Origin of the sequence: Vibrio sp. 1457, assembly GCF_033340195.1 — a bacterium.
Classification (GTDB): Bacteria; Pseudomonadota; Gammaproteobacteria; order Enterobacterales; family Vibrionaceae; genus Vibrio; species Vibrio alginolyticus.
In genome coordinates this window covers 1-13572 of sequence record NZ_JAWOWA010000011.1, presented here as the reverse complement: position 1 = coordinate 13572, position 13572 = coordinate 1, and the positions used below count along the sequence as shown (strand labels likewise).

13 protein-coding genes and 1 tRNA gene are annotated in these 13572 nt (G+C 45.6%); 7 read left to right on the top strand and 7 right to left on the bottom strand.

Features of this window, described 5'->3' with window-relative positions; all coding sequences use genetic code 11:
* Positions 1–189: 189 nt before the first annotated feature.
* Positions 190–876 (bottom strand): general secretion pathway protein GspB, encoded by a 687-nt coding sequence (locus R7Z41_RS13125; protein ID WP_005387437.1) that lies wholly within the window; start codon positions 874–876, stop codon positions 190–192.
* Complete coding sequence (locus R7Z41_RS13120) at positions 876–2492, bottom strand: ExeA family protein (protein ID WP_033906082.1); 1617 nt, start codon at positions 2490–2492, stop codon at positions 876–878. The genes R7Z41_RS13125 and R7Z41_RS13120 overlap by 1 nt, the downstream gene beginning before the upstream one ends.
* 137 nt (positions 2493–2629) lie before the next feature.
* Here R7Z41_RS13120 and R7Z41_RS13115 point away from each other — a divergent pair, with 137 nt between their 5' ends.
* Positions 2630–3850 carry a multifunctional CCA addition/repair protein gene (locus R7Z41_RS13115; protein ID WP_225477667.1) on the top strand — a complete coding sequence of 407 codons (1221 nt, stop codon included), beginning with the start codon at positions 2630–2632 and terminating at the stop codon, positions 3848–3850.
* 52 nt (positions 3851–3902) lie between these two features.
* Here R7Z41_RS13115 and R7Z41_RS13110 read toward each other — a convergent pair whose 3' ends face one another.
* The 3 genes from R7Z41_RS13110 to folB are packed head-to-tail and all read right to left on the bottom strand — an operon-like array spanning position 3903 to position 5559.
* Entirely contained in the window at positions 3903–4706 is an 804-nt protein-coding gene (locus R7Z41_RS13110) for an undecaprenyl-diphosphate phosphatase (protein WP_225477669.1), read from the bottom strand.
* 14 nt (positions 4707–4720) lie between these two features.
* Positions 4721–5203 carry a 2-amino-4-hydroxy-6-hydroxymethyldihydropteridine diphosphokinase gene (gene folK / locus R7Z41_RS13105; RefSeq protein ID WP_005387457.1) on the bottom strand — a complete coding sequence of 161 codons (483 nt, stop codon included), beginning with the start codon at positions 5201–5203 and terminating at the stop codon, positions 4721–4723.
* Positions 5200–5559, bottom strand: a complete 360-nt coding sequence (gene folB / locus R7Z41_RS13100) for a bifunctional dihydroneopterin aldolase/7,8-dihydroneopterin epimerase (protein ID WP_005379859.1) — start codon at positions 5557–5559, stop codon at positions 5200–5202. The genes folK and folB overlap by 4 nt, the downstream gene beginning before the upstream one ends.
* A gap of 250 nt (positions 5560–5809) precedes the next feature.
* Here folB and plsY point away from each other — a divergent pair, with 250 nt between their 5' ends.
* The gene (gene plsY, locus R7Z41_RS13095; RefSeq protein ID WP_005379857.1) at positions 5810–6421 is read left to right on the top strand and encodes a glycerol-3-phosphate 1-O-acyltransferase PlsY; all 612 of its coding nucleotides are present in this window, start codon (positions 5810–5812) and stop codon (positions 6419–6421) included.
* Between the two features lie 34 nt (positions 6422–6455).
* Here the strand turns inward: plsY and R7Z41_RS13090 are convergent, their stop codons facing one another.
* Positions 6456–7271: an alpha/beta fold hydrolase gene (locus tag R7Z41_RS13090; protein ID WP_005379855.1), complete on the bottom strand. Its 816-nt coding sequence runs from the start codon at positions 7269–7271 to the stop codon at positions 6456–6458.
* Between the two features lie 176 nt (positions 7272–7447).
* Positions 7448–8464 (bottom strand): tRNA (adenosine(37)-N6)-threonylcarbamoyltransferase complex transferase subunit TsaD, encoded by a 1017-nt coding sequence (tsaD, locus tag R7Z41_RS13085; protein WP_005379854.1) that lies wholly within the window; start codon positions 8462–8464, stop codon positions 7448–7450.
* Between the two features lie 230 nt (positions 8465–8694).
* Here tsaD and rpsU point away from each other — a divergent pair, with 230 nt between their 5' ends.
* The 5 genes from rpsU (at position 8695) to R7Z41_RS13060 (ending at position 13490) form a co-directional block, all read left to right on the top strand.
* On the top strand, positions 8695–8910 hold the full coding sequence (rpsU, locus tag R7Z41_RS13080; RefSeq protein ID WP_001145625.1) for a 30S ribosomal protein S21: 216 nt from the start codon (positions 8695–8697) through the stop codon (positions 8908–8910).
* A 27-nt stretch (positions 8911–8937) separates the two neighbouring features.
* A complete protein-coding gene (locus R7Z41_RS13075; RefSeq protein WP_005379720.1) occupies positions 8938–9381 on the top strand; it encodes a GatB/YqeY domain-containing protein in 444 nt (147 codons plus the stop codon).
* Between the two features lie 149 nt (positions 9382–9530).
* On the top strand, positions 9531–11297 hold the full coding sequence (dnaG, locus tag R7Z41_RS13070) for a DNA primase (protein WP_005379719.1): 1767 nt from the start codon (positions 9531–9533) through the stop codon (positions 11295–11297).
* A gap of 99 nt (positions 11298–11396) precedes the next feature.
* Complete coding sequence (gene rpoD, locus R7Z41_RS13065; RefSeq protein WP_005395986.1) at positions 11397–13259, top strand: RNA polymerase sigma factor RpoD; 1863 nt, start codon at positions 11397–11399, stop codon at positions 13257–13259.
* A 155-nt stretch (positions 13260–13414) separates the two neighbouring features.
* Positions 13415–13490 (top strand) — tRNA-Ile (locus tag R7Z41_RS13060).
* The last annotated feature ends 82 nt before the right edge of the window (positions 13491–13572 follow it).

The window sequence follows — 13572 nt, the reverse complement described above, 5'->3', positions numbered from 1 at the left end:
TTACACAACGCTGACTGGAATCGCGCTATCAATAGATGAATGATATTGGTGCTATTTAAACGACTGAGAAAAGCTATATTTTGCTTGTTTGAGTATCTAAAAATCATCATCAGAATAGATGCAAAAGATGCTCTGAAAAATAAAAAGCCAGCGATATGATTTCGCTGGCTTGATGTGTTTCTACAAGAGTTACCCTTTCCACTCATACAACGCTGGTATACGAATTTGCTCACCTTGGAACTCAACAATCACAGCTTGCGGTTGTATTTCTCTTAGAGTGACCTGATCATCAACGACATCCCCTTGATGATACTCAACATTGTTAATTTTCACCCAACGGCGATTTTCATCACTGGCATACATATGGGTTTGCAAATTAAGCGCAGGTAGACGCCCTTGCCACTGGTGAGCGTTGCGCTCTAAATCGTTCACGCGTGCCGTTTGTGATGACGAATTGTCATCATCTCGGGATAAGGCATTTTCGACCTTCCTAGCTAAATCAGGAGATAATGAGGATAAATCCAGATCATCCAAAGACAACCCGAGGTCCTCTTCAGCAGCAGAAGTCGTTTGGGTTGATGCTGAGTTGCGTGTTTCATCTCTGCTTGGTGTATGGCTCGTGTATTCATCGGGGGTGGTAAATGTACCAAAATCACGCGATAGCTCTGCACTTGGCCACTCTCTTGGCAATTGGGCCAACTGGGTGTTCTCTGGATAGTCCAATACTTTGAAAGGTGATACCACTTCGACCTTTTCTATCGGGGACGTTGTATCTACTTCAACACTCGGTGCAAAGAGATCTAAGTACCAAGCGACTCCGATAGCAGAAGCAGTGATTGGCAGCAAGAACAGACCTATATGTTTCACAGCTGACATTATGCGTCCTCCTTCTCGATTCTCGCCAGTTGAGGCGCATCTGGCTGAACATTTTGCTGAAGTCGGTCTAGCGTTCGCTTACCTGCAATACCATCGACACCAATTCCTTGCCAACGTTGAAATAATTCGACTCGCTCTTTCATCGCACCATCAAAAATAGACGTTTCAAGCAGTGGCTCACTCACCGCTTCTGCTAATAATCGGTCTAATACTTCAATCGCAGGGCCTTCCATGTCTAAACGTAATGTTTCATTCAGCGGAGCATGCCACAGTTCGATAATATTGCCCTGCCACAACGGCTTTAGCCACGAAACTGGCAGACGAAGACGCTGCTTACCATTGAGCACTTCAGCTTGGTCATTACCGACGGCATATAGAATGACATACCCAACATCACCTTGATAATTCAACTCCAAGATCACAGGGCGATTTTGTTGCATCAACAGCGGCCAAGTCGCCATTTTACGCTCACAACGCATAGTCGACTGCGGTTCTGACAAACAAAGATTATCGCGAACCGATGCTTGATATCCCCACAAACGATACAAATCATTTACAGCGAGGTTCGACTGTTTTTGTGTTAACAATAAATCACGCTGCTCATCAGTTAACTGTTGGCTGACGACGGTTGGTGTTGGCTCTACTCTTGGCTCCGTCACTTGTGTCAACACTGACGTCGCTTGAGCTGGCATATAATTCACGACCGCCCACCCCGTACTTAATGCAGCAATAAGGCCTACCGTGACAGAGCCCCAAGCAGGCCAACGGAAAGTCCGGCGCTCTTTTTTATCTTGCTGATAAATATCTGCCTGAAACTGCATCACTTCTTCACAGGCCTGCTGAACGGTTTGCTTATCCACCACCACATTACCCTGGTGATAACTAATGTTGAGGGATTTGTCACAGATAAGGTTGATGAGCCGCGGTATACCGTGACTGTATTTGGCTATAAGTTTACAAGAAGCACGATTAAACAGTTGCTGGTCGCCACCTGCTGTATGTAGTCGAAATGCGATGTAATCTTCTGTCTCTTTTTCATCCAACGGCAACAGGTGATAACGCCCGGTAATACGCTGGGCAAGTTGGCGTAGTTGTGTTGTTTGTAATAACCGCTGCAATTCAGGCTGCCCGACCAACAACACTTTGAGCAATTTTCTGGTATCGGTTTCCAAGTTGGTCAACAAGCGCAACTGCTCTAGAACGTCGGCAGCAAGGTGTTGAGCCTCATCAATGACCAGCAATGTCTGCCAGCCTGAACGATAATTACGCAGCAAATATTGATGGATAACCTGGTTTAGCTGTTTGAGGTTTGCATCTGGCGGATAGGTGATTTTGAACTCATCGCAAATGGCTTCGAGCAAGTCTCTACTCGAAAACGTGGGATTGAGAATAAGACCCGCTTTGGTGTTATCACCCAAATTCGCCAGCATCGCTTTTGCGACGGTCGTTTTGCCTGTACCTACTTCGCCAGTAAGCATAGCAAAGCCACCGCCATCGCCTAGCCCAGCTTGGAGATGTGTGATTGCCTCTTTGTGACGTTGGCTTAAATACAAATAACGTGAGTTTGGAACAATCGAAAATGGTTGTTCGACAAACCCAAAAAAGTCCTTATACATTAGGCTCTCCAGCTAAAAAACCACCTGGGAATAGTCAGACATGGTATAAACGCTCTTCTTCTATTCTTAGGAGTAAAGAAAAGTACCATTGCTTGCTACAATGTCCAACGGCATATCCATAAATTAAGAGGTAATTCGTGCAAGTTTATTTAGTAGGTGGCGCAGTTCGAGATAAATTGCTCGGAATTGATAGTTATGACAACGACTGGGTGGTCGTAGGCGCGACGCCCGAGATGATGCTGTCCCAAGGATACACCGCCGTTGGTAAAGACTTTCCTGTATTTCTGCATCCCAAAAGTAAAGAAGAATATGCCCTTGCACGAACAGAGAGAAAGTCAGGTTCTGGTTACACTGGTTTTGAATGTTTCTTCGATCAAAACGTCACCTTAGAAGAAGATTTGATACGTCGTGATTTAACCATTAACGCGATGGCAATGGAGAGTGATGGCACGATCCATGACCCATATGGTGGCCAGCAAGATCTCAACGATAAACTGCTACGCCATGTATCAGACGCCTTTATTGAAGACCCTCTACGCGTTTTACGTGTCGCTCGCTTCGCAGCGAAGCTTGCTGATCTAAACTATACGGTTGCCGACGAAACCATGCGGTTAATGCGTCACATGGCAGAGTCCGGAGAGCTGAGCACACTGACTCCCGAGCGTGTTTGGCAAGAATGGCATAAATCTCTCTCTACTCCTCGCCCTGATATTTTCTTATCGGTTCTACGAGACTGTGGTGCATTAACCGTGGTGTTACCTGAAATTGATGCACTATTTGGCGTACCTCAACCTGAGAAGTGGCATCCAGAAATCGATACTGGCATCCATACTTTGATGGTGGCAGAGCAAGCCGCAAAATTGAGTAACTCACTCCCCGTCAGGTTTGCCGCCCAAGTGCATGACTTGGGTAAGGGCGTGACGCCAGAGAGCGAATGGCCAAGCCACAAAATGCATTGCCATACAGGATTAAAACTGATCAAAAAGCTGTGCGAACGTGTCCGGGTACCAAATGAGTTTCGTGATTTAGCCTTGATGGTGTGCGAACAGCACTCCAATATTCATCGCGCGGCTGAACTTAAACCACAAACCATAATTAAAATACTCAATAAACTTGATGTGTGGCGTAAGTCCGAACGTCTGCAAGATATCTTGCTTTGCTGCCAAGCGGATCACGCTGGTCGTAAAGGACTGGAAACGCAACCATATCCACAGGCGGATATTTTTAGGCAAGCCTACCAAGCAGCAGCGGCAGTTGACGTTCAAGCCATTATCAAAGAGGGCTTTAAAGGCCCTGCGATTCGTGACGAGCAAGAAAAACGACGTATTGAAGCAGTGAAAGCAGCACTTAAGAAGTAACGAACAAACAAAAACGCCCGCGGATTTCGCGTGCGTTTTTCGTTAACATCAATTATGCACTTAATAGAAAAGCGAACAAACCGACGCCCAAAATGAGACGGTAAATCACAAACGGTGTCATGCCCATTCGTGAAATCATCTTCAAGAAGAAGTGGATACAGGTGTACGCACTGATAAACGATGTGATAATGCCAGTCATTAAGAAACCAACATGGACAGGTTCACCACTGGTCACTAACTTCATGCCTAAGTAGCTACCAGCTAATGTAATGATTGGGATCGACATTAAAAACGAAAATCGGGCAGCCGCTTCTCGAGTAAAGCCAAGGTAAAGCGCTGCTGTGATGGTCGCCCCTGAACGTGAAGTTCCAGGAATCATCGCTAAGGCTTGAGCAATACCGATAAATACAGCTTTCTTCCAACCCGTTTGGTATTCATCGGCAACGAGTTTAGCGTTTTTGTCTACCCACCATAGCAACAGGCCAAATACGATCGTAGTAGTCGCGATGACGTAAGCGCTACGTAGATACACTTCAATGATGTCTTTCATCAATAAGCCGAACACACAAGCTGGAATCGTCGCAATCACGATCATCCAAGCCAATTTAGCTTCTTTACTGCGATCTCCTTTAAAGATCGAAGCAAATAACGCTTGAAACAAAGTGATTACTTCATGACGAAAATAGATCACGACAGCCATTAATGTACCGACGTGAACAGCAACATCAAAGGCTAGACCTTGGTCTTCCCATCCTAAAATAGCGGAAGGCAGGATCAAATGGGCAGAGCTTGAAATAGGCAAAAACTCTGTCAGCCCCTGAATCAGAGCCAAAATAAAGGCTTCAAAATAACTCATGTAAACAACTCAAATTAAAAATGAAAGGAAACGGGTTTGAGCGAATCGACTGGCTGCATAGCATGCCAAATGTCTGCGACTGTGCGTCCATCGCCTGGGATCACTAATTGCGGTTCGAGATCATACAGCGGCTTTGTGACAAAAGGATATTTGTAGATATCACTGCGAGGTAGCTCAGGTTTTTTCTTGGAGACGCGCTCACCGAACAACACTATATCGAGATCCAGTGTTCGATCCTGATACTTTTGCGCGTTTTCTTCGCGTCCCCACTTAAATTCAATCTCGCGTAGTTGATGGCTCAACTCTTCTAATGACAACTCGGTACGCATTGCAACGACAAAGTTGTAGAAATTCTTGCTGCTAAAACCAATAGGTTCGCATTCATATATCGGTGATACGAGGAGATTTTCTCCAAGCCGTTGCAGCTCCTGATACGCAGCAAGCACATGTTGCTCTCTTTCTACGTTCGTCCCAACACCGATATAGGTGGTGATCATGCTCGGCCTCGCTCAATCACCACACCAACAGCACGTGCTTGCGGCACGGCGCCAGGCTTCGCTAGGCGGATTTTCACCCAAGGCACTGAGAAACGCAGCATGATAAGCTCTGCTACTTCTTCAGCCACGCGCTCGACCAGTAAGAAACGACCATTTTCAATGTGGTTAAGTACCGCCTCACTCACCTGCGAATAATCCAGTGCATCTTGCACATCATCACTTTTGCCCGCAGGTTTATTATCGTGTGCCATTTCAATATCTAGAACCAACTTTTGTTTGATTTGTTGCTCCCAGTCGTACACGCCAATTGTGGTGATTACTTCTAACTGTTCAATAAAAACTTTATCCAGAGCCATCTTATGTCCTTCTATTACAGAGGTCGGATACCCGTGAGGGGTAATTTGATCGTAGTATTCTATACCTAAGTAACATTTACTTTGGTCATCACAATGTTACTTAGGTATAAACTGCGAAAGCATCTTTATATACAAGAAATCACATAATGCAAGCTCTATCACAGTGAGGATTTCTGCATTATGTAAATTCGGGGTATGATAGCAACTACGCGGGAACCGAGCATTAAATTCCAATCCATCAAGGACTTCTATGGACGCACTGGCACTGATAATGACAATGGCCGCCTATTTATTAGGTTCGGTTTCCAGTGCGGTTTTGATCTGTCGACTCTTAAAACTGCCAGACCCACGCAGTGTGGGATCTAACAATCCTGGAGCAACGAACGTATTGCGTATTGGCGGACGAGGAGCCGCTGTTTCAGTCTTGTTGTGCGATATGCTCAAAGGCACTATCCCCGTGTGGGGCGGATACTTTCTTGGTATCGACCCTATCATTCTTGGCGTCATCGCCATTGCTGCCTGTCTTGGCCACATGTACCCCATCTTTTTCCACTTTAAAGGCGGAAAAGGTGTCGCAACCGCGCTTGGCGCTATCGCTCCGATTGGTTTGGACTTAACAGGATTGGTGATGTTAACTTGGCTGTCAGTAGCCGCGCTATTCCGCTATTCATCCTTAGCGGCTCTCGTCACGGTTTTGGTCACTCCGTTTTATACTTGGATGTTTAAACCGCAATACACGTTACCTGTTGCTATGCTGTGTTGCTTAATCGTATTTAAGCATCATCAAAATATTCGTCGGCTTTTGTCTGGCGACGAGCCAAAAATCGGCGAGAAGAAACTGACACAAAAAAACTCGGCTTAATGCCGAGTTTTTCGTTTAAAGAGGGATGCATTGGTTACGCATGAACTCGATTCAGGAAGTTCAACAACATTTGGTTGACGAACTCCGGCTGTTCTAAACAACTGATGTGTCCCGCTTGCGGAATTTCTACCAACTCACTGCCCGTGATACAGTCTTTCATTAAATACGATTCGAAAACCGGGCGAGGCTTATCTTCACAGCCCACCGCAATTAACGTCGGCAGAGCGAATTTTTCCGAATCTTCAATCACATCACGGCGACCAAACACCATGCGCCCCATGCGAGCTACTTCCACCGCACGCTCACCGTTCAGCTCTTCTAAACTGCGTTTGAATGAAGCGACAAGTTTAGGGTTATCCTGATTGACGTTGTTGGCAAAGAACAGCGGCACAACGGCTTCAATAATTGGCGCAGGCACTGCTTGGACTTGGCTGATGGTATCAAGCATTGCAAAATACTTTTTATACGTAACTTCTGGCTCCCAGCCAATGAAGGTATCCATCAATACCAGTGACTTAACACGTTGCGGCGCTTGAGCCGTTAGCTCAGCTCCCCACATGCCGCCAACAGATAAGCCCACTATCGAGAATTCTTCGATATCTAAATGATCCATCAATGCCAACATATGTTGTGCATAGTCGGCCAATGACTGTGTCGATGCAGGTGCAGCGTCCGATTCACCATGTGCCCAAAGATCTGGCACAATACAACGGAATGACTGGCTTAAAACCTCAACTTGTGGCGCCCACATTTGGCTATCCCAAAGGTAACTATGACCAAATAGAAGCACAGGGCCCTCACCTTTATCTAGATAAGCAAGTTGCTGACCTTCAATTTCAAACTTATTCATTGTTATATCCATTTCTTATTCTTCCACGTCATCCTAGCACTGAAACAATCGCGAACTGATCGCATCAGTCAGAATGTAAAACGAGGCGGTTCATTGAATAATTAAAAATAAAGGCCTCTGAGGAGCAGAGACCTTTATTACAAAGAACCGGTTTCAAACCTACCGCATAAATTTGACTAAGCGACAGGTGTTAGTTGATCAATTGGCCAACGTGGACGAGCCTCTACTGACATATCAGCCACTTCGCCATTCTTCAAGCGCTGCATGCCTGCGTAAGCGATCATCGCACCGTTATCTGTACAGAACTCAGTACGTGGGTAGTAAACTTCGCCGCCAACTTTCTTCGCTAACTTCTCTAACTCAGCTCGCAAACGACGGTTAGCACTCACACCACCAGCAATAACAATGCGTTTCATGCCTGTTTGCTCAAGCGCGCGCTTACATTTAATAGCCAACGTAGCACACACAGCCTCTTCAAATGCCAATGCGATGTCCGCGCGGGTTTGCTCGTCATCACCGTTTGCAGCAATCGTGTTAGCCGTAAAGGTTTTTAGACCAGAGAAACTCATGTCCAAACCTGGCACATTCGTCATTGGGCGCGGGAACTTAAAGCGGCCCGGTGTACCTTTTTCCGCCAGTTTAGATAATAGTGGACCGCCTGGGTAATCCAAACCCATTAGCTTCGCTGTTTTATCAAACGCTTCGCCCGCCGCATCATCAATCGACTCACCTAGAATTTTGTACTCACCGATGCCTCTCACTTCCACCATCATAGAGTGACCGCCCGATACTAATACCGCCACAAACGGGAACGGTGGAGGGTTATCTTCCAACATTGGGGCCAATAGGTGACCTTCCATATGATGAACAGGTACCGCTGGCACTCCCCAAGCATAAGCAATACTGCGACCGATAGTCGCACCCACTAATAGCGCCCCAACAAGACCAGGCCCCGCGGTATACGCGACACCATCGATGTCTTTTGAAGTTAAGTTCGCTTCTTTTAGTGCCTCTTTAATAAGAGGAATGGTTTTCTTTACGTGGTCACGTGAAGCCAACTCAGGCACCACACCGCCGTAATCTGCGTGCAGTTTTACTTGGCTGTATAGCTTGTGTGACAAGAGACCGTTTTCATCGTCATAAATTGCGATGCCAGTCTCGTCACAAGAGGTTTCAATACCAATAATGCGCATGGTTTTCTCAGTATGCTTTCTGTATAGAGGAAATTTGGGCGTCATATTACCTCGCCTTGGTGCTGCAAACAAATTTTGTACAGACAATAATCGACAAAAGGCTTTACAAAGTAGTTGTGATCGGATTAAAATTCCGCACCATTTTTGATCAAGCTGGTAAGAGACCTAACAATTGTGATTTGGTCTGTTGAATACCAGCGTTAACGAATAACCCCTGAGGTGAAAGGCATATGCCAGTAGTTAAAGTACGTGAAAACGAACCGTTCGACGTTGCTCTACGTCGTTTTAAGCGCTCTTGCGAAAAAGCAGGTATCCTTTCTGAAGTGCGTCGTCGTGAGCACTACGAAAAACCAACTACAGTTCGCAAACGCGCTAAAGCAGCAGCTCAAAAGCGTCACGCTAAGAAGCTAGCTCGCGAAAACGCTCGTCGCGTTCGCCTGTACTAATAACTGAGCTCCAAAAGGAATTTAGTTATGGCTCTGATTGATCAACTCAAAGAAGAGCAAAAATTAGCGATGAAAGCCAAGGACAAATTGCGCCTTGGTACTATTCGTTTAGCCCTATCAGCAATCAAGCAACGTGAAGTTGACGAACAGATTACTCTGAACGATGACGACATTCTTGCAGTATTGACCAAGATGGTTAAACAACGTCGCGATTCTGTAGCGCAGTTTGAAGCAGCGGGTCGTCAAGATCTTGCTGATGCGGAACAAGCAGAAATTACCGTTCTTGAGGACTTTATGCCTCAACCACTGACAGACGAAGAAGTAGCGGCTCTCATCGAGAACGCGATTGCTGAATCTGGCGCAGCTGGCATGCAAGACATGGGCAAAGTAATGGGCGTTCTGAAACCGCAAATTCAAGGGCGTGCAGATATGGGTAAAGTAAGCGGTTTAGTTCGCGCTAAATTGGCTTAAGGTACCCCACCCAATTGCAGCAAGCCGTGCTATCCTTTGGAGCGCACGGCTTGTTTGTATCTGGATGGATGGAATGAAATCAATGGGCAATACGCTCATTCTTTTAAGGCATTCACTCCACTCATCATCTTCTTTTTTTGTTAGGTTTTATGGCTGGACACATCCCTCGCAGTTTTATCGATGACCTTCTAGCTCGACTTGATATTGTCGATATCATCGACGCACGTGTGAAACTTAAGAAAAAAGGCAAAAACTACGGCGCATGCTGCCCGTTCCACAACGAAAAGACACCCTCATTCAGTGTCAGTCAAGAAAAGCAGTTCTACCATTGTTTTGGTTGTGGCGCGCATGGAAATGCCATCGATTTTTTGATGGAATTCGACCGACTAGAATTCGTCGAAGCCATTGAAGAACTCGCTTCATACTTGGGTTTAGATGTTCCTCGCGAACAACGTAGCGGCGGTAATGGTTCGTTTCAATCAGGCCCACAAGCAAGCAGCAGTGAAAAACGTAACCTATACGACTTAATGGGCAGCATTGCTCAATTTTATCGTAACCAACTCAAACAGCCAGCAAGTAAGGTGGCGATTGAGTATCTAAAAGATCGCGGCCTGTCTGGTGAAATCGTCCAGAAGTTTGGCATCGGCTATGTGGCTGATGAATGGGATTTAGTTCGTAAGAACTTTGGCCAGAATAAAGAAAACCAAGACATGCTCGTCACTGGCGGCATGTTGATTGAAAACGATAAAGGCAACCGCTACGACCGATTCCGTGGTCGAGTGATGTTTCCTATTCGAGACAGACGCGGTCGAGTAATAGGCTTTGGTGGTCGAGTATTAGGTGATGGGACACCAAAATATCTTAACTCACCCGAAACCCCGATATTTCATAAAGGTAAAGAGTTGTATGGCCTTTATGAAGTACTACAAGCGTACCGTGAGCCACCACAAATTTTAGTGGTTGAAGGCTATATGGATGTTGTCGCGCTTGCTCAATATGGCGTAGATTATTCCGTTGCCTCATTGGGAACCTCGACAACGGGCGATCACTTGCAAGTGTTATTCAGGCAAACAAGCACCGTCGTGTGTTGTTATGACGGTGACCGCGCAGGCCGTGAAGCCGCGTGGCGTGCCATGGAAAATGCATTGCCTTACCTAACGGATGGTCGCCAGTTAAAATTCATGTTTTTGCCGGATGGAGAAGATCCCGACTCTTATATCCGACAAAACGGAAAACAAGCATTTGAGCAGCAAGTGTCTAATGCGATGCCCTTGTCTGAATTCATGTTCAGCTCATTGACTCAGCAGGTCGATATGAGCACGAAAGAAGGCATGGCAAAACTGAGTACTCTTGCGGTTCCTCTCATTGATAAAGTCCCTGGCGGCACTTTAAGACTATACTTGAGAGAATTGCTTGGCCGCCGTTTGGGTTTGGTTGATGAACGCCAACTACAGCAGCTAATTTCAAAACAAGGTAAAGAGGATAAAAGGCCTCAACCTCATAAAGAAATCAAGCGAACGCCGATGCGAGAAGTGATCGCGTTACTGATTCAAAACCCACAATACGTAAGTATGGTGCCAGATCTAACTAGCGTTAGAGATTTGCCCATTCCTGGTCTAAGTTTATTTGTTGATGTACTTGATAAATGCCAAGCGCATCCCCATATCAACACAGGCCAATTATTAGAGCATTGGCGAAACAGCCAAAATGAGACCCTTCTGTCTCGTCTCGCGAGTTGGGACATTCCACTCGATGAGGACAACCAAGAAGAAATCTTTTTAGACTCACTGGATAAAATTATTGCCCAGTGCGTAGAAAAACAAATTGAAAACCTGCAGGCCAAAGCAAGAAGTGTCGGTTTATCAGCCGAAGAGAAAAGGGAGCTGCTAGCACTTATGCTAGATTTAAAAGCGTAACCCTGTTTAATTAGTCAGCAACGATTTAATTTGTTATAGTAAGTGGTTTGCATTTCGCATACTGATTCCTTCACCAGATTACGAAGTTGGATACCGTCTATGGATCACAATCCGCAGTCACAGCTAAAGTCACTTGTTATTAAAGGCAAGGAACAAGGCTATCTGACCTACGCCGAAGTAAATGACCACCTACCTGCTGAAATCGTAGATTCAGAACAGGTAGAAGACATCATTCAGATGATCAACGACATGGGCATTAAGGTAGTAGAAACTGCTCCTGATGCTGATGATTTAGCACTGAACGATGACACAAATATTACCGATGAAGATGCAGCTGAAGCTGCAGCCGCTGCACTTTCTAGCGTAGAGAGTGAGATTGGTCGTACAACAGACCCAGTACGTATGTACATGCGTGAGATGGGTACTGTCGAACTTCTAACTCGCGAAGGCGAAATCGACATCGCAAAACGTATTGAAGAAGGTATTAACCAAGTTCAATCGTCTGTTGCTGAATACCCAGGCACAATTCCGTACATTCTTGAGCAATTTGACAAAGTTCAAGCTGAAGAACTACGTCTTACAGACCTAATTTCAGGTTTTGTAGATCCAGATGCTGACGACACCGCTGCACCAACGGCAACACACATCGGTTCTGAACTGACTGAATCTCAGTTAGAAGAAGAAGACGATGAAGACGTTGATGACGACGAAGATAGCGATGACGATTCAGATGATTCTGAAGAAGATGTAGGTATCGATCCTGAATTAGCGCTAGAGAAATTCAACCAACTACGCAGCACCTATCAAAATCTTCAATTAGCAATCAACGAGTACGGCTATAACAGCCCGAAAGCAACCGTTGCTAATGAAATGATGCTAGACGTATTCCGCGAGTTTCGTCTAACGCCTAAACAGTTTGATCACCTAGTGAATGAACTGCGTACTGCTATGGATCGCGTTCGTACACAAGAGCGTCTGATCATGAAGTCAGTGGTTGAATACGGCAAAATGCCGAAGAAATCATTCATCGCGCTGTTCACTGGTAATGAATCAAGTGAAGCTTGGCTGGATGAAGTTCTTGCTTCAGACAAGCCATACGCTGAAAAGATCAAACGTAACGAAGAAGAAATCCGTCGTTCAATCGCTAAGCTAAAAATGATTGAAGAAGAGACTTCTCTAAACGTACAGAACATTAAAGACATCAGCCGTCGTATGTCTATCGGTGAAGCAAAAGCTCGCCGTGCGAAGAAAGAGATGGTTGAAGCGAACTTGCGTCTTGTAATTTCTATCGCGAAGAAATACACCAACCGTGGCCTACAGTTCTTGGATCTGATCCAGGAAGGTAACATCGGTCTGATGAAAGCGGTAGATAAGTTCGAATATCGTCGTGGTTACAAGTTCTCGACTTACGCAACGTGGTGGATCCGTCAGGCAATCACTCGTTCAATCGCGGACCAAGCACGTACGATTCGTATCCCGGTACACATGATCGAAACGATCAACAAGCTAAACCGTATTTCTCGTCAAATGTTGCAAGAGATGGGTCGCGAGCCACTACCGGAAGAACTGGCAGAGCGCATGCAAATGCCAGAAGACAAGATTCGTAAAGTTCTAAAAATCGCTAAAGAGCCTATCTCAATGGAGACACCAATCGGTGACGACGAAGATTCGCATCTAGGTGATTTTATCGAAGATACAACGCTAGAACTTCCGCTAGATTCTGCAACAGCAACTAGCCTTAAAGTGGCAACAAAAGACGTGCTTGCAGGTCTAACGCCACGTGAAGCGAAAGTACTTCGTATGCGCTTTGGTATCGACATGAACACTGACCATACTCTAGAAGAAGTTGGTAAGCAGTTCGACGTTACTCGTGAGCGTATCCGTCAGATCGAAGCAAAAGCACTACGTAAACTTCGTCACCCAAGCCGCTCAGAGACTCTGCGCAGCTTCCTAGACGAATAATCGCAGCGCATACAAGCTTTTAGAAATCAAAAAAGGTGACTTTAGGTCACCTTTTTTATTATCTACTGTTCTAAGTGGATAAAAACTAAGCGCAATTGCCCTAGTTGGTATCTAGACACCTTGCAACGCTTCCCCTATAATCGTTGTCCTATTAAGGCCCCTTAGCTCAGTGGTTAGAGCAGTCGACTCATAATCGATTGGTCCGCAGTTCAAGTCTGCGAGGGGCCACCATATTTCGAAAGGCGTATGAAGAAATTCATGCGCCTTTATCTTTTCTAGTCCGGTATATATCCGGTCTGCGATTACTTCCGGT